Here is a 16,052-nt window from a genome sequence, read left to right on the forward strand (position 1 = left end):
GGCATCACCCGCACCATCGGCACATAGCGTCAACTCCCGTACCGGCACGTCGAGTTCACCGACGTGCCGGTTCCTTTCGCCGCTCCCGGAGGAACCGTGGCAACCAGCCGCCCCCACCGTTCTCGTGTGCCTCTGACCCGACGCAGATCCCTCGCCCTGACGGCCGCCCTCGCCGCCGTCTGCGGTGTCGCCCTCACCCAGCCCACCCCGGCCCGCGCGGACGCCGCCGACCGCGCCGCCCTCGCCCAGTGGTGGGCCCCCGTGAACTTCCAGGACGTCGACTCCACCGGCGAGACCGCGCTCGGCGGCAAGTCCGACTACCTCACCTCGTACGACTACGACGGTGACCTCAACGGCCGGAACAACTGGGAGAACACCAGCCAGTTCCCGCTCGCCGCCCACGTCTACTACTCGGTCGTGCAGACCCCGTCCTTCTCCTACCTGCTGTACACCTACTTCCACCCCCGTGACTGGTCGGACGGCGTCCTCGACAACTACCAGGAGGACCTGACCGAACACGAGAACGACGCCGAGGGCGTCCTCGTGGTCGTGGCGAACGACGGGTCGGCGCACGGCCGGTTGAAGGCCGCCGTCACCGTCGCGCACAGCAACTTCTACTCCTGGGTGCCCTCCGGCAGCGACTTCACCAGCGGTCAGGAGAGCGTCGACGGCACCCTCAAGCTCCAGGGCGACCCGCACGACGACGGCCACGGCCGCCCGTTCACCACCCAGCAGCCCAACACCCATGCCGCGTGGGCCGAGGGGTACCTCTCCAAGGAACGCGACCAGTACGCGAACGGCGACGGGGTCGTCTACTACCCCGGCGCCACCGCCGAGGTGCCCTCCGGCTCCGACGACCGGGACGTGCAGTACACGCTGACCGACGTCTTCGCCTCCGGCGGCATGTGGGACAGGCGCACGCTGACAACGTTGTTCGCGACCACCACCAACTTCGCCGGGGACGACAGCTCCAACCCCTACGGCGCCGAGTGCGGCGAGGGCGGTGTCCTCGGCCCCGCCAACGGCGCCTGCGACACCGACGCGGCCAACCCGCCCTGGGCCTGGGACGACGCCGACGACCTCCCCGGCCGGGGCTACCTCGCCACCAACCCCGCCGAACTCGTCTGGGACTACTTCGACTGGCCCGGCAAGCCCTCCGCGCCCGACCTCGCCTACACCTGGGACCAGTACAACGGCATCACCTCCTGATCGGGAGGCCCTGCGCTACCGCGCCCCGGCCAGGTTCGTCATCACCTGGTTCAGCTGCTCCTCGGACAGCGGGGGTGCGGGTGGCGGGTGGGCCGCCTCGGTACGCAGGCCGTCGAGCACGAAGGCGACCCCCCCGGCGCCAGGCGTCGGGGGCGCTGTCCTTGGCGGCCCGGGACAGCAGGGCGTTGGTGCCGAAGACGAACAGCAGGTCCGCGTGGGTGAAGTCGGGCCGCAGGGCGCCGGCCGCTGCGCACGCTCGATGACGCGCGACGCGGCGGTGTGCGAGCGCTCGCAGACGACATCAGGCGGGTGGCGTCCGGATAGCGGCCGGTGACCACGTCGCTGATCGCGGGGTCGGTGACCTGGAGTTCGCAGATCGTCTCCATGTAGAAGGCGAAGCCTTCCCAGGCGTCCTCGTGGTCCAGGGCCTGCCGGCCCGCCCGGTCGAACTGTTCCGCGCGGTGCTCCCCGAGCTCACCGAACGCGGAGCCGGCGCCCTCCTGATGACCACCGGCTTCACGGCCGCACAGCCGATGCCGCAGCTCAGCGGCCCGGGCCCGGTGATGGCCGCCGCCCGCAACTACGTGTACTCGCTCAACGCCGAACTCGCCGGTACCGGCGTCTACGCCGGCACCCTCTCCATCGCCGCCCTGATCATCGGCAGCGAGCAGGCCGAGGCGGCCGACAAGGCCCAGGAGGACGTCCGGGCCGCCGGCATGGAGGTACCCGTCGTCCACCCCGACGAACTCGCCGAGCACTACTGGGACATGTACACCCGCCGCGACCGCGTCGAGCAGGTCCACCCCGCGGCGGCCGCCGTATGAGCGCCGCCCCTGTGACGAAGAAGGGACACCCGGGGCCGACGCCCCGCAGCACGCCGCGACCGCCCCCGTCCTCACGGTTCTCGGCTCCGACGCCGCCGCCGTCTGCGCGGACGGGGTGTGCACGCTGTGAGGACGCTCCGCATCGACGTGTGGTCCGACGTCGTCTGCCCCTGGTGCCACATCGGCAAGCGGCGCCTGGAGACCGCCCTCGGCCGGTTCGAGCACGCCGACGAGGTCGAGGTGCACTGGCACAGCTTCCAGCTCGAACCCCGCCCACCCCCCGGGGCGACCGGCGGCCCGTCCTGGACACGCTCGCCCACAAGACCGGGGCGTCGCCCGCCCAGCTGCGGGCCATGATCCGCCAGGTCACCGAGCTCGCCGCCGCCGAAGGGCTGCGCTACGACCTCGAACGCGCCGTCGCCGTCAACACGATCGACGCCCACCGGCTGAGCCACCTCGCCGAGGCGCACGGGCTGGGGGCCGAGATGCACGAGCGGCTGCTCCGCGCCCACCTGGGCGAGGGCGAGGCGGTCGACGACCCCGACACCCTTCGTGCGGCTCGGCGGCGAGGCCGGCGTCCCCGAGGACGAGATCCGGCGGATGCTCGCAGGGGACGCCTATGAGGCGGCGGTCGCGGCCGACGTCCGCGAGGCCCGCCGGTACGGCGCCACGGGGGTGCCGTTCTTCGCTCTCGACCGCACCTACGGCCTCTCCGGCGCCCAGCCGGCCGACACGTTTCTCTCCGCCCTGCGCACCGCCCGCGCGGGTGCCGCCGGGGCGGCGCGGCACTGACCGGGGCTCGACGCGCGCGAACGGTCCGGAGCTGGTGTGCTGGGTGAGGGGGTTTTCGGACCGTTCCCGTCGACCCGTTCCGGGAGAGACGTATGAGTACCTACCGAGTCGCGCAGGTGGCCGCCGAGAGCGGGCCGTTCGAGATCGTCGAGCGGGAGGTGCCGAGACCGGGTCCCGGGCACGTGCGGATCGCCGTGGAGGCCTGCGGGATCTGCCACAGCGACGCCTTCTTCGTCAGCGCCGCGCTGCCGGGCATCACGTTCCCGGTGGTCCCGGGGCACGAGATCGCCGGCCGGATCGAGGAGCTCGGCGAGGGCATCGAGCACTGGGGCTGGCAGGTCGGCGACCGGGTGGGCGTCGGCTGGTTCGGCGGCAGCTGCGGCCACTGCAAGCCCTGCCGCCAGGGCGACTTCATCGTCTGCGTGAACATGAAGACGCCGGGCTGGACCTACGACGGCGGCTTCGGCGAGCAGGTGATCGCACCGGTCGACGCCCTGGCCCGCATCCCCGAAGGGCTGACCTCGGCCGACGCCGCACCCCTGGGCTGCGCGGGCGTGACCACCTTCAACGGGCTGCGGCGCAGCCCCGCCGAACCCGGTGACCTGGTCGCCGTCGTGGGCCTCGGCGGGCTCGGCCACCTCGGTGTGAAGTACGCGGTGGCGATGGGCTTCGAGACGGTGGCCGTCGCCCGCGGCGCCGAGAAGGCCGACTTCGCCAAGCAGCTCGGCGCCCACCACTACGTCGACTCCACGGCCCCGACCCCCGTCGCGGAGGCCCTCCAGTCGCTCGGCGGCGCCAAGGCCGTGCTCGCCACCGCGGGCAACTCCCAGGCGATCACGGCGGCCGTGGACGGACTGGCCCCCCGGGGCGAGCTGGTGGTGATCGGCGCCGACCCCGAACCCCTCGGGATCAGCCCGCTCCAGCTGCTCATGACGGGCCGGGTGGTCCGCGGTCATCCGTCCGGCACCGCGCAGGACGTGCAGGACACCATGGAGTTCAGCGCCCTGCACGGGATCCGCCCGACGATCGAGACCGTACCGCTGGAACAGGCCGGCGAGGCCTTCCAGAAGATGATGACCGGGGGTGCGCGATTCCGGATGGTGATCAGCTACGAGTGATCACACCCGGACCGCCCGGGCCGCCAGCAGCGCGATGTCGTCCTCGGAGCCGGCGGCCAGATGGGCGAGGACCGTGTCGAGGATCGTGTCCAGCGGGTCGGTGGGGCTCAGGGACAGCCCCGTCAGCCGCTCCAGACCGCGGTCGATGTCCTCGCCGCGCCGCTCCACCAGCCCGTCGGTATACAGGAGAAGCACACCGCCGCGTTCCGGGGTGACCCGCTGCTCGTACCGGCCGAGCCCGCTGCCCAGCGGCGGGCCGACCGGCACCGGGACCAGCTCCATCTCGCCCTGCGGGGTGAGCCAGACCGGCGGCAGATGACCGGCGCTGGCATAGGTGAGGGTGGCGACGTCCGAGTCGCCGAGGGCCAGGAAGCAGGTGGCCACCCGTTCGAAGCCGGAGTCGGCGACCATGCGGTCGGCATGCTGCAGGATCTGGCGCGGCGAGAGCCCGGCGAGGGCCAGCGCGCGCAGCGTCGCACGGTAGTGGCTCATGGCCACCGCCGCGTCCACACCATGGCCCATCACATCGCCGATGACCAGCATCGTGCGGCCGTCGGGCAGGGCCAGGACGTCGTACCAGTCACCGCCGATCAGCGAGCCGTCGTCGGCGGGCCGGTAGCGGGCGGTGGTCTCGACACCGGCGTGCCGCTGCAGCTGGCCCGGCTCGGTCAGCAGGGCCCGCTGCAGCTCCAGGGCCATGGTGTGCTCGCGCTCGAAGCGGACCGCGCGGTCCAGGGCGCGCGCGGCGCGGGCGGCGAGTTCCCGGGCCACGGTGGCGTCCTCGTTCGAGAACGGCGCCGAGTCCCCGGCCCGGGCCAGCATCAGGATGCCGAGCACCCGGCCGTCCGAGACCAGCGGCGCGAGGAGCACCGCGTGGACACCGGCGGTGATGCACGCGCGGGCCGGCGGCCAGCGCGGGATCAGCGCCCGCCACTGCGCCTCGGTGATCGCGTTGCGCCGCCAGATCCGGCCCGCCGCCAGGTTCCGCCGGGTCCCGGTGCCGCGCGGCCAGCCGACCAGCTCACCGCGCGCGTCCAGCGTCGCGAGCCCGGTGACCAGGCCGGGACGCGTGGCGTACGCCACCAGCTGGGTCGGCGCCCGGCGCGCCGACGGCGTGTCGGAAGGACCGAGTTCCACCCCGGCCGCGTCCGCCAGCTCCGGTACGACGAACTCCGCGAGCTCCCGGCAGGTCCCGGCGACATCGGTGCCGGTGCCGATCCGGGACGCGGCCTTGTCCAGCAGTGCCAGCCGCCGGTGGGCGCGCTCCAGCTCATACACGTACTGCTGCGGCTCGCTGATCTCCAGGCCCACCCCGGCGACGCCCACGACCTTGCCGCTGCTGTCGACCATCCGGTGGTACACACACCGCCACTCGCGCACCTGGTACGGCGAGTCCACCCAGGTCCGCCCGGTCACGATGATCTCGCGCGGCCGTCCGTCGCGCAGGATGTCCCGCAGCACCTGCTCGGGCCGCTGGATGTGCGGCAGCACCTCGTGCAGCTTGTGCCCGATGCAGGCGGCGGCGGGCAGGCCCGTCATCCGGGCCATGTGCGGGTTGACGTACAGATAGCGGAGGTCGGTGTCCAGGACCGCGAAGCCCACGGCCGAGTCCTCGACGATGCCGCGCAGCAGATCGATGTAGCCGATGCCGGCGGGTGGCGCGCCCGGGGTGACGACCGGCCGTGGTGAGGAGGTGTCCCTGTCCACCCGGTCCTCCTCGCCTGCCCCCGCCCTCGGCCGCCCTCATCGTGCACCAGGTCCCTTCGCGGCGCATCTCGGACGGTCCCGCTCACACCGCCCGGGGCGGGTCTGTGCGGCGGCCTTAACCCCCGTTGATCAGGAGCGGTGACGCCGGCGTAATCACCTGTACATACGGTCGAGGTCGAAGGGAAGAGGCTGACCAGCAAGAACAGGGGGCGCCCGTGGCCGCGTCGGACTCGCGCAGCACCGACACCGGCAAGGTGCGGACGGTCTGCTCGTACTGCGGGGTCGGCTGCGGCATGGTCCTGGACATCGGCAGCGGCCCCGACGGCCGCCGTACCGTCCTCAAGGCCTCCGGCGACAAGGAGCACCCCGCGAACTTCGGGCGGCTGTGCACCAAGGGCGCCACCACCGCCGACATGCTCGCCGCACCCGGCCGGCTGACCACCGCGCTGCTGCGGCCCGAGCGGGGCGAGGAGGCCGTCCCCACCGGCGTGGACACGGCGGTGGCCGAGACCGCGCGGCGGCTGCGCGCGATCGTCGACGAACACGGCCCGGACGCGGTCGCCCTCTACGTCTCCGGGCAGATGAGCCTGGAGGCCCAGTACCTCGCCAACAAGCTCACCAAGGGTTATCTGCGCACCAACAACATCGAGTCGAACTCCCGGCTGTGCATGGCCGGCGCCGGCACCGGCTACAAGCTCTCCCTCGGCGCCGACGGCCCGCCCGGCTCCTACGAGGACCTCGACAAGGCCGATGTCTTCCTGGTCATCGGCGCCAACATGGCCGACTGCCACCCCATCCTCTTCCTGCGCCTGATGGACCGGGTGAAGGCGGGCGCCAAGCTGATCGTCGTCGACCCGCGCCGCACCGCCACCGCCGCCAAGGCCGACCTCTTCCTCCAGGTCAAGCCGGGGACCGACCTCGCCCTGCTCAACGGACTGCTGCACCTCCTGTACGAGAACGGGCACACCGATCCCGCGTTCGTCGCGGCGTACACCGAGGGCTGGGAGGCGATGCCGGAGTTCCTCGCCGACTACCCGCCGGACGCCGTCGCCGCGATCACCGGCATCCCGGAGGGCGACCTGCGCGCGGCGGCCCGGCTGATCGGCGAGGCGGGGGAGTGGACCAGCTGCTGGACCATGGGCCTCAACCAGTCCACGCACGGCACCTGGAACACCAACGCCCTGGTCAACCTGCATCTCGCGACGGGAAAGATCTGCCGCCCGGGCAGCGGCCCGTTCTCCCTCACCGGCCAGCCCAACGCCATGGGCGGCCGCGAGATGGGCTACATGGGGCCGGGTCTGCCCGGCCAGCGGTCGGTCCTCGTCGACGCCGACCGGGCCTTCGTCGAGGACGTGTGGGGGTTGGCACCCGGCACGATCCGCGCCGACGGCGTCGGCAAGGGCACCGTCGAGATGTACCGGAAGATGGCCGACGGCGAGATCAAGGCCTGCTGGATCATCTGCACCAACCCGGTCGCCTCCGTCGGCAACCGCAGGACCGTCATCGAGGGCCTGGAGGCCGCCGAGTTCGTCGTCACCCAGGACGTCTTCGCCGACACCGAGACCAACGCCTACGCCGATGTCGTCCTGCCCGCCGCCCTGTGGACCGAGTCCGAGGGCGTCCTCATCAACAGCGAACGCAACCTCACCCTCGCCCGCCCCGCCGCCGACCCGCCCGGCGAGGCCACCGCCGACTGGCGCCTGATCGCCGCCGTCGCCCGCGCCATGGGCTTCGAGGAGGGCTTCTCCTACGACAGCGCGGAGCAGATCTTCGAGGAGATCAAGGGCTTCCACAACCCGCAGACCGGCTACGACCTGCGCGGGGTGAGCTACGACCGGCTGCGCGCGACTCCGGTGCAGTGGCCCGCCGCCTCCGCCGAAGGACCCGACCGCAACCCCCTGCGGTACGTCAACCCCGACGGCACCCTCACCTTCGCCACCGCCTCCGGCCGCGCCGTCTTCCACGCCCGGCCGCATCTGGACCCCGCCGAGATGCCGGACGACGACTACCCGTTCGTCCTCAACACCGGCCGCCTCCAGCACCAGTGGCACACCCTGACGAAGACCGCCAAGGTCGCCAAGCTCAACAGGCTCAACCCGGGCCCGTTCGTCGAGGTCCACCCCGAGGACGCGGCGGCCCTCGGTGTCACCGACGGCGACTCCGTCGAGGTGGCCTCGCGGCGCGGCCGGGCCGTCCTGCCGGCGGTCGTCACGGACCGGGTGCTGCCCGGGGCCTGCTTCGCGCCCTTCCACTGGAACGACCTCTTCGGCGAGTACCTCAGCGTCAACGCGGTGACCAGCGACGCGGTCGACCCGCTCTCCTTCCAGCCCGAGCTGAAAGTGTGCGCGGTGTCGCTGACCAAGGTGTCCACACCGGTGACCGTGCAGGCGCCGGGGACCGAGGAGACTCCGGCCGCCACCGTCGTCGTACCCTCCGCGGCCGTCGTCGCCCCCACGGCCGTGCTGCCCTCCGCCGCCTCCGTGTTCGGTCTCGACCCCGTCCCGCCGCCGGTCCTCACCGATCGCGAACGGCAGTACCTGGTCGGCTTCCTCGCCGGTATCCCGGCCGGCGTGCCCGGTGTGCCCGTGCTGCCGCCGGACGCGCCCTTCACTCCCGAGCACGCGCTGTGGGTCAACGGCACCCTCGCCGGCATGTACTCCCGGTCCGCCACGGCCCCCACGGCCCCGGCCGCCGCGCCCGCCCCCGGCCGTCAGGTGGTGATCCTGTGGGCCTCGCAGACCGGCAACGCCGAGGACTTCGCCGCCGCCACCGCCGAGCGCCTCACCGCGGGCGGCCACGCGGCCTCCCTCGTCGCCATGGACGAGGCCGACCCGGCCGCCCTGCCCACCGGCGCCGACCTGCTGCTGATCACCAGCACCTTCGGCGACGGCGACGCACCGGACAACGGCAGCGGCTTCTGGGACGGCCTCGCCACCCTCGACACCGGGCGCCTCACCGGCCGCCGGTACGCCGTGCTGGCCTTCGGCGACTCCAGCTACGACGACTTCTGCGGGCACGGACGGCGCCTGGACAGCCGGATGGACGAACTCGGCGCGGTCCGGCTCGCGCCGCGCACCGACTGCGAACCGGACTACGAGGCACAGGCGGAGGCCTGGCTGGACCAGGTCCTGATCGCCCTCAAGGGGGAGACCGCGCCCGCTCCCGTCGCGGCCCCCGCCCGCTCCCGCCGCCCCGCCCCCGTCATCGCCCGCCTCACCGGCAACCGGCTGCTCAGCCTGCCCGGCGCCGGCAAGGAGGTCCGCCGCTTCACCTTCGACACCCGCGACAGCGAGACCCCGCTGGTCTACGAGGCGGGCGACGCGCTCGGGGTCCGCCCCCTCAACTCCCGTGCGCTGGTGGAGGAATGGCTCGCCGTCACCGGACTCGACGCCACCTCCGGAGTCGAGGTCAACGGCGTCGGCGAGGTGCCCTTCGCCGAGGCGCTGTCACGGCATCTGGACATCACCCGGATCACCCCGGACCTGCTCCGCTTCGTCGCCGAACGCGCCCGCGACCCGCGCGAGTTGCGCAAGCTGCTGCGCCCCGACAACAAGGACGAGCTGGCCAAGTGGTCCTGGGGGCGGCAGGCGGTCGACATCGCCGCCGAGTTCGGCACCCGGGCCGGCGCGGCGGAGTGGGCGGGCGTGCTCGGCAGGCTGCAGCCGCGGCTGTACTCCATCTCGTCCAGCCCGCTCACCGACCCCCACCAGGTCTCGCTCACCGTCTCGGTCGTCCGCTACGAGAACCTGCGCGGCAGGCCCCGGCAGGGCGTCTGCTCCCCGTTCCTCGCCGACGCCGAACCCGGCACCGAGGTCCCGGTGCACGTCCAGGGCTCCCCGCACTTCCGCCCGCCCGCCGACCCGGCGACCCCGATGGTGATGGTCGGCCCCGGCACCGGTGTGGCGCCGTTCGTCGGGTTCCTGGAGGAACGGCGCGCCCGCGGCCACCGCGCCCCGAACTGGCTGTTCTTCGGCGAACAGCACCGGGCCAGCGACTTCTACTACGAGGAGGAGCTCACCGCCCTGCTCGCCGAGGGCACCCTGAGCCGCCTCGACACCGCCTTCTCCCGCGACCAGCGCGCCAAGGTCTACGTCCAGGACCGGATGCGCGAACACGGCCCGCTGCTGTGGTCCTGGCTCCAGGACGGCGCCCACTTCTACGTCTGCGGCGACGCCTCCCGGATGGCCAAGGACGTCGACCGGGCGCTGAAGGACATCGCCACCGTGCACGGCGGGCTGACCCAGGACGAGGCGACGGCGTACGTCAAGCAGCTGGCCACGGAGAAGCGTTACGTCCGGGACGTCTACTGATCCTCTACTGGTTCCTCTGCGGGTTCCTCTGCTGACTCCTCTACTGATTCCTCGTCAGGTGACGCATGGTGAGGGCGAGGTGGAGCCGGAACCGGCCGTGCGGGGTGCGCACCGACCAGCCCAGCAGATGCTCCGCGTGCGTCAACCGGTCCTGGAGCGTGGAGTGATGGACGTTGATCTCCCCGGCCGCCGCCCGCAGGCTCGCCGTCGACGCCACCGCGTGCAGGGTGCGCAGCATCCAGGGCGCGTCCGCCGCCGCGGTCTCCACGGCGCGGACGTCCGGTGCCGGTTCGGCACTGGGGACCACCAGGGTGGCGAGCAGCGCGACATCGCCCAGCTCGTCGGCGTGCACCACGGGCCGCTCCGGCTCCTGTCCGCCGCCGTCGGAGGTGAACCGCAGCGCGGTACGGGCCGCGTTCCACGAGCGGGGGAGATCCTCGACGGCCACGGCCGGCCCCACGCCCATCCGCCCGGACGCCGGCAGCGCCCGGCCGTCGGCGACGATCCGGGCCGGGCCGTCGGCGACCGCCACCGCCCGTACCCGCGTGTCCGGGCCGGTGCCGTCCAGCCCGAGCGAGCGGGCCGCGTGCAGCCGGGCCGGCAGCGGGGCGCCGGCGTCCAGGACCGTCTCGACCAGCGCGGGATCGTCCACCGGCGATGCCGGGGCCCGGCCCCGGGTGCGGTCGAGCACCGCCCGTACGGCCGCCGAGGCCCGCTCCAGGATCACCGCGTCGACCACGCTCGTCCCCGGGGCGCCGGTCCGCTCCAGCCAGAGCGCGGGCGGCCCGCCCGGCACCAGCGGCGCGCACGGCCAGCCGGGATCGGGCGTGTCCCCGCTGTCGGCACGCCGGCCGTCCGGTTCCACCCGCAGCCGGACCCGCCGCTCAGGGTCGGCCAGCCGTGCCGGGCAGCCGGCGAGCACGGCGGCCCCGCGCACCAGCGCCTCCAGACCGGCCCGGGACTCGGCCAGCCGGTCGAAGTAGGTGATGACCGTGACGGCGGCCCCGGCGTCCGGGTCCACCGCGGCCAGCCGCCCCGCCAGCTCTTTCATACCGCCATCATGCGCCATCCGGCCGCAGGGGGAAGGGGTAGGCAACCGATGCGGTCGCCCGCCCCTCATAGCTGTCGAGACAGCCGTCGACGACAGGAGCCTCTCCCTTGGACCGCAACGCGCCCCCGCGGGCCGCCGCCGGGCCGTCCCGCCGGAGATTCATGGTCTACACGGTGGCCGCGGCCACCCTCACGGTCGCCGCCCCGCTCGGCTGCGACACCTCCGAGGCCGACGGCGCCACCGCGGCCCCCGGGGTCCTGGTCACCGGCACCGACGAGGAGATGCTCGTCCTGGAGGTCACCGCGGACAACAAGGTCGTCGTACGGCTGCCGCGCGTCGAGGTCGGCCAGGGCATCACCACTGCCGTCGCCATGATGATCGCCGAGGAGCTGGACGCCCGCCTCACCGACGTGCGGATCCCCCTCGCCGACGCCCGCAGCAAGGGCAACCAGTACACCGGCGGCTCCAGCTCGGTCAGCTCGCTGTACGGCCCGGCCCGGCAGCTGGCCGCCACCGCGCGGGCCCGGCTGGTGACCGCGGCCGCCCGCCGCTGGCACCTTCCCGCGCACTCCCTGCGGACCTGGCACGGCCGGGTCCTCGCCCCCGACGGCCGGACCGCCACCTTCGGTTCGCTCACCGCGAGCGCCGCCCGGATCCGCACCCCGGATGTGTCGAGCAAGCCCAAGCCGGCCTCCCGGCACAAGGTGATCGGGAAGCCGACGACCAGGATCGACGCCCGGGACATCGTCACCGGCGCCGCGAAGTACGCGGGCGACCTGGCGGTGGCCGGGGCGAAGCCGACCGTGGTGGCCCGGCCGCCGACGCTGCGCGGCAAGCTCGTCTCCCTCGACGACACGGCCGCCCGCGCCCTGCCCGGCGTGCACGCGGTCGTGAGGATCTCCGGCGGGGTCGCCGTCGTCGCGGACACCTTCCACCACGCCTTACAGGCCCGGGACGCCCTGAAGATCACCTGGGCGCCGGGCCCGCTGGCCGCTCTCTCGGACAAGGAGATCCGCTCCCGGCTGCGGGCGGCGGTACCCCGCCTCGGCAGCCCGCCGCGCGGATCGACGCAGATCGAGGGCGAGTTTGCGTTCGCCTTCGTCAGCCACGCCCCGATGGAGGTGCTCACCGCGATCGCCGACGTCCGCTCCGACCGGGCCGAGCTGTGGTTCTCCACGCAGACGCCGATGGACGCCCGGGAGACGATCGCCGGACTGCTCGGGCTGCCGAAGACCGCCGTGCGGGTCCATGTGATGCGCGGTGGCGGCTCGTTCGGGCGGCGGCTCAACTTCGACGCGGCCATCGAGGCGGCCCTGATCTCCAAGGCGGCCAGCAAGCCGGTGAAGCTGATGTGGAGCCGCAACGACGACACCCGGCACGGCAGGATGCGCCCCGCGAGCCACCACCGGATCCGGGCCAGCGTGGCCGGCGGCCGGGTGGTGGCCTTCCAGCACATGACGGCCTCGGTGGGGGAGTCGTCCGACGAGACCGCCCTGACCGCCCAGTCGGCCGGGGTGCGGCCGCTGCCCAGCGACAGCGGCCTGTACAACTTCGGCCGCGTGGGCGGCGATTCGGGCGGCATCGAGCTGGCGGTCCCGCTGGGCGCCTGGCGGTCGGTGGACTCCGGCACGTCGCGCACCGTGGAGGAGATCGTCGTCGACGAGATCGCGCGCGCCCTGCACCGGGACCCGGTCGCCTTCCGGCGCACCACCCTGCGCGGCAAGGAGGTGCGGGCGGTCCTCGCCAAGGCGGCCGCGGCCGGGCACTGGGGCCGGGCCATGCCCGCCGGGACCGCCCAGGGCGTGGCCGTCCACGAGGAGTACGGGTCCGCCGTGGCCTGCCTCGCCGAGATCGACGCCACCGACCCGAAGAACCCCCGGGTCACCAAGGTGGTGATGGCCGCCGACGTCGGTACGGCCGTCAACCCGCGCGGCCTGGAGGCCCAGCTCATGGGCACCGCCGTCGACGGCATCTCCACCGTGCTGCGGGCCGGGCTGCACATCGACCGGGGCGCGGTGCGCGAGGGCAGCTTCGCCGACTTCCACTACGCCCGCCAGCGGCACGCCCCGCTGGAGTTCGAGGCCCACATCCTCCCGTCCGGCCGGGAACCCGGCGGCGCCGGCGAGCTCGGCGTCCCCGCCGCGTCGGGCGCGGTCGCCAACGCCTACGCCCGCGCCACCGGCACCAGGCCGCGCAGCTTCCCGCTCGACTTCTGACCCACCGCCTCCCGACTCCCAGAAGGCACCGATGCGTTCGTACTCCTTCGTCCTCAACGGCAAACCGGTCACCGTCGAGGCCCCCGACGACATGCCCCTGCTCTGGGTCCTGCGCGACCTGCTCGGCGTCACCGGCCCCAAGTACGGCTGCGGGGTGGGCGTCTGCCGCGCCTGCACCAGCCACCTCGACGGCGAGGAGATCCAGCCGTGCACGGTCCCGGTCGCCGACTGCGCGGGCCGCACGGTCACCACCATCGAGGGCCTGGCCGACGGCGACACCCTGCACCCCGTCCAACAGGCCTGGCTGGACTGCGACGTGGCCCAGTGCGGGTTCTGCCAGCCCGGCCAGATCATGGCGGCCGCCGCTCTCCTCAAGCGCACCCCGCACCCGACGGACGCCGACATCGACGCGATCGAGAACGTCTGCCGTTGCGGCACCTACTCCAGGATCAGGGAGGCGATCAAGAAGGCGTCGGCGAACGGGGCTTGAGTCCACCAAAGACGCCAAGGCGTAGACGAAGGACACCCGGGCCGAGACGATCGGCCGACGACCGTGCCACTCCTCCCGCCCGACCATGGGGCCATCCGACGAGCGGGAGGCATCACGTGAGGACAGCACGGGGGAGTGCGGCCGCCGCCCTGGCCGTGGCGGCCGCACTGGCATCGACGGCCGGTGCACCGGCCCCGCACCACCCCTCCACCACCCGGCTCTACGTGGCCCCCTGGGGCGACGACCACGGGCCCGGCACCCTCGACCACCCCTTCGCCACCCCGGCCCGCGCCCAGCGCGCGGTACGGGCCATCGCCCCGCGCATGACCTCGGACGTCACGGTGAACCTGCGCGCCGGCACCTACCGCCTCACCGCCCCGCTCCGCCTGACCACCGCCGACTCCGGCCGCCACGGCCACCGGGTGGTCTACCAGGCGTACGGCTACGGCACCGCGCACCAGGAACCGGTCACCCTCAGTGGCGGCCGCCCGGTCACCGGCTGGCATCCCGACCCCGGCCGGCCCGGCGTCTGGCGCGCCGACGTCGGCGCCCTGGAGACCCGCCAGCTCTACGTCGACGGCCGCCGGGCGCCGCGCGCGGCCCTGGGCGCCCCGCTGCCCGGGAAGGTGAAGCTCACGGCGACCGGCTACACCACGACCAGCAGGACCCCGCTCTCCTGGCACCACCCCGCCGACCTCGAGGTCGTCTACCGCTACGACTACGTGGAGGGCCGTTGCGGGGTGGCGGCCGTCTCCGCGCGGACCGCCGGCCGCACCGCGATCACCATGGACCAGCCGTGCTGGAGGATGGCCCGAGCCCTCTACGGCGCGGACGCCCTGGCCCGCACCCACGACGTCGAGAACGCCCCCGAGTTCCTCACCAGGGCCGGAAGCTGGTACCTGGACCGCTCCCGCCCCGCCCGCCACACCCTCCTCTACCGCCCCCGCCCCGGCGAGGACATGGCCCGCACGGAGGTCGTCGCGCCCGTCCTCCAGACCCTCCTGAGCGGCACCGGCGGCTCCGCCTCCCACCCGCTCCACGACCTCGCCCTGCGCGGCCTGACCTTCGCCCACGCCACCTGGCTGGCCCCGAACGAGCCGGCCGGGTTCGCCGCCGCCTGGAGCATGTACATGCGCCCGGGCAGGGGCGGCGACATCATCGCCCGTACCGTCCCCGGCAACGTCGCCTTCCGGTACACCGGCCGCGTCACTCTCACCGGAAACCGCTTCACCCACCTCGGCGCCCAGGGCCTCTCCCTCACCGCCGACAGCTCGCACACCACGGTCACCGGTAACGTCTTCACGGACATCTCGGACGGCGGCATCGCCGTCGGCGTCCTGCCGCCCGCCACTCACGGCACCAGCCGCGGCAACCGCGTCACGGACAACTGGATCCACCACATCGGCACCGAGTACCGAGCCGCCTCCGGCATCTGGAACAGCGCCACCCAGGACACCCTCGTCGCCCACAACCAGGTCGACCACGTCCCCTACACCGGCATCCTCTCCGGCCCCAGCGAGGACCTGCGCGGCCTGACCCGCCGCAACCGCATCGTCGGCAACCGGGTCTTCGCCAGCAACCGGCTGCTGGCCGACGGCGGCGGCATCTACCTGCGCGGCGAGCAGGGCCCCTCCTACGCCGACGGCGCCCTGGTCGCCCGCAACGTCGTCACCGACAGCCCGCAGGGCGTGTGGAACGTCGGCATCTACACCGACGACTCCAGCAACCGCGTCACCGTCCGCGACAACGTCGTCCACGACTACGTCGCCTCGATCGGCGGCTGCAGCGAGAACTGGGGCGGCCGGCCGGTCCGCAACATCCGCTACACGGGCAACTACTGGGACGACAAGGTCCCCGGCTGGCTCGCCCGCCGCCCCTACCCGGGAGCCTGGCCCCCCGCCCCCGACTGCGGCGACCCCCGGCACCTCCACTTCACGCACAACACCCTCCTGACCCCGGCCGCCCCCTGCGCGGCCCGCCCGGCCTGCACGGCCATCGCGACCACCGCGGGCCCGAGGCCGCCGTACCGCAGGGCGCTCGGCCTGCGCTGACCAGGGGTTTCCCCACCCGCCCCGTCAAGATCGCATCACGCGGCACCCTCGAACGGCTCCGCCCCGAACCGGCCGACCTGCTGCCGAAGACGGACGGCGCCCGGATCACCGGCTTCCGGCTCTCCCTCCTCAAGGGCATGGGCAGCGGCCGGGGCAGCGCCGAGACCGGGTTCATCCGCAGCGTCGACGACGCCGTGCAGCGGTTCTACGGCACCGTGGCGGTCCACCTGGACCGGGCGACGACCCGACGGGCGCCGGCCAAGCAGCCGGAGCCCGTCGGCTGA

Annotated in this window: 12 protein-coding genes and 1 pseudogene; 11 read left to right on the forward strand and 2 right to left on the reverse strand. The window is 73.6% G+C overall.

Annotation, left to right across the window (positions count from 1 at the left end):
• The first annotated feature begins 126 nt into the window (after positions 1-126).
• From ACFZDK_RS21670 to ACFZDK_RS21695, 6 genes are all read left to right on the forward strand, one after another.
• Positions 127-1,209, forward strand: coding sequence for a hypothetical protein (locus tag ACFZDK_RS21670; protein WP_390974642.1), 1,083 nt, complete (start codon positions 127-129; stop codon positions 1,207-1,209).
• Between the two features lie 416 nt (positions 1,210-1,625).
• Positions 1,626-2,033: a hypothetical protein gene (locus ACFZDK_RS21675; RefSeq protein WP_390974644.1), complete on the forward strand. Its 408-nt coding sequence runs from the start codon at positions 1,626-1,628 to the stop codon at positions 2,031-2,033.
• A 126-nt stretch (positions 2,034-2,159) separates the two neighbouring features.
• Positions 2,160-2,390 carry a DsbA family protein gene (locus ACFZDK_RS21680; protein ID WP_390974646.1) on the forward strand — a complete coding sequence of 77 codons (231 nt, stop codon included), beginning with the start codon at positions 2,160-2,162 and terminating at the stop codon, positions 2,388-2,390.
• Positions 2,387-2,656: a DsbA family protein gene (locus tag ACFZDK_RS21685; RefSeq protein WP_390974648.1), complete on the forward strand. Its 270-nt coding sequence runs from the start codon at positions 2,387-2,389 to the stop codon at positions 2,654-2,656. The genes ACFZDK_RS21680 and ACFZDK_RS21685 overlap by 4 nt, the downstream gene beginning before the upstream one ends.
• A complete protein-coding gene (locus ACFZDK_RS21690; RefSeq protein WP_390974651.1) occupies positions 2,586-2,825 on the forward strand; it encodes a DsbA family protein in 240 nt (79 codons plus the stop codon). Before ACFZDK_RS21685 ends, ACFZDK_RS21690 begins: the two co-directional genes overlap by 71 nt.
• Before the next feature lie 92 nt (positions 2,826-2,917).
• Positions 2,918-3,943: an alcohol dehydrogenase catalytic domain-containing protein gene (locus tag ACFZDK_RS21695; protein WP_390974653.1), complete on the forward strand. Its 1,026-nt coding sequence runs from the start codon at positions 2,918-2,920 to the stop codon at positions 3,941-3,943.
• Here the strand turns inward: ACFZDK_RS21695 and ACFZDK_RS21700 are convergent, their stop codons facing one another.
• Positions 3,944-5,650, reverse strand: a complete 1,707-nt coding sequence (locus tag ACFZDK_RS21700) for a SpoIIE family protein phosphatase (RefSeq protein WP_390974655.1) — start codon at positions 5,648-5,650, stop codon at positions 3,944-3,946.
• Positions 5,651-5,943: 293 nt separating this feature from the next.
• Here ACFZDK_RS21700 and ACFZDK_RS21705 point away from each other — a divergent pair, with 293 nt between their 5' ends.
• Positions 5,944-9,960: a molybdopterin-dependent oxidoreductase gene (locus ACFZDK_RS21705; RefSeq protein ID WP_390975041.1), complete on the forward strand. Its 4,017-nt coding sequence runs from the start codon at positions 5,944-5,946 to the stop codon at positions 9,958-9,960.
• Between the two features lie 40 nt (positions 9,961-10,000).
• Here ACFZDK_RS21705 and ACFZDK_RS21710 read toward each other — a convergent pair whose 3' ends face one another.
• Positions 10,001-11,011 (reverse strand): helix-turn-helix domain-containing protein, encoded by a 1,011-nt coding sequence (locus ACFZDK_RS21710; protein ID WP_390974656.1) that lies wholly within the window; start codon positions 11,009-11,011, stop codon positions 10,001-10,003.
• Positions 11,012-11,172: 161 nt separating this feature from the next.
• On the opposite strand from ACFZDK_RS21710, the gene ACFZDK_RS21715 reads away from it, so the two are divergent.
• From ACFZDK_RS21715 to ACFZDK_RS21730, 4 genes and pseudogenes are all read left to right on the forward strand, one after another.
• Positions 11,173-13,227 (forward strand): molybdopterin cofactor-binding domain-containing protein, encoded by a 2,055-nt coding sequence (locus tag ACFZDK_RS21715; protein WP_390975043.1) that lies wholly within the window; start codon positions 11,173-11,175, stop codon positions 13,225-13,227.
• 31 nt (positions 13,228-13,258) lie between these two features.
• Entirely contained in the window at positions 13,259-13,717 is a 459-nt protein-coding gene (locus tag ACFZDK_RS21720; RefSeq protein WP_390974658.1) for a 2Fe-2S iron-sulfur cluster-binding protein, read from the forward strand.
• Positions 13,718-13,833: 116 nt separating this feature from the next.
• Positions 13,834-15,768, forward strand: a complete 1,935-nt coding sequence (locus tag ACFZDK_RS21725) for a right-handed parallel beta-helix repeat-containing protein (protein ID WP_390974659.1) — start codon at positions 13,834-13,836, stop codon at positions 15,766-15,768.
• 38 nt (positions 15,769-15,806) lie between these two features.
• Positions 15,807-16,052: pseudogene (locus ACFZDK_RS21730) on the forward strand (TerD family protein); the annotation flags it as partial.

This window comes from Streptomyces sp. NPDC007901 (assembly GCF_042959465.1).
Taxonomy (GTDB): Bacteria; Actinomycetota; Actinomycetes; order Streptomycetales; family Streptomycetaceae; genus Streptomyces.

Excerpts from the sequence above, each read along its gene's own strand:
- ACFZDK_RS21695 (WP_390974653.1), top strand. The coding sequence starts at position 2,918 with ATGAGTACCTACCGAGTCGCGCAGGTGGCCGCCGAGAGCGGGCCGTTC.
- ACFZDK_RS21710 (WP_390974656.1), bottom strand. The coding sequence starts at position 11,011 with ATGAAAGAGCTGGCGGGGCGGCTGGCCGCGGTGGACCCGGACGCCGGG.
- ACFZDK_RS21715 (WP_390975043.1), top strand. The coding sequence starts at position 11,173 with ATGGTCTACACGGTGGCCGCGGCCACCCTCACGGTCGCCGCCCCGCTC.
- ACFZDK_RS21685 (WP_390974648.1), top strand. The coding sequence starts at position 2,387 with ATGATCCGCCAGGTCACCGAGCTCGCCGCCGCCGAAGGGCTGCGCTAC.
- ACFZDK_RS21720 (WP_390974658.1), top strand. The coding sequence starts at position 13,259 with ATGCGTTCGTACTCCTTCGTCCTCAACGGCAAACCGGTCACCGTCGAG.
- ACFZDK_RS21705 (WP_390975041.1), top strand. The coding sequence starts at position 5,944 with ATGGTCCTGGACATCGGCAGCGGCCCCGACGGCCGCCGTACCGTCCTC.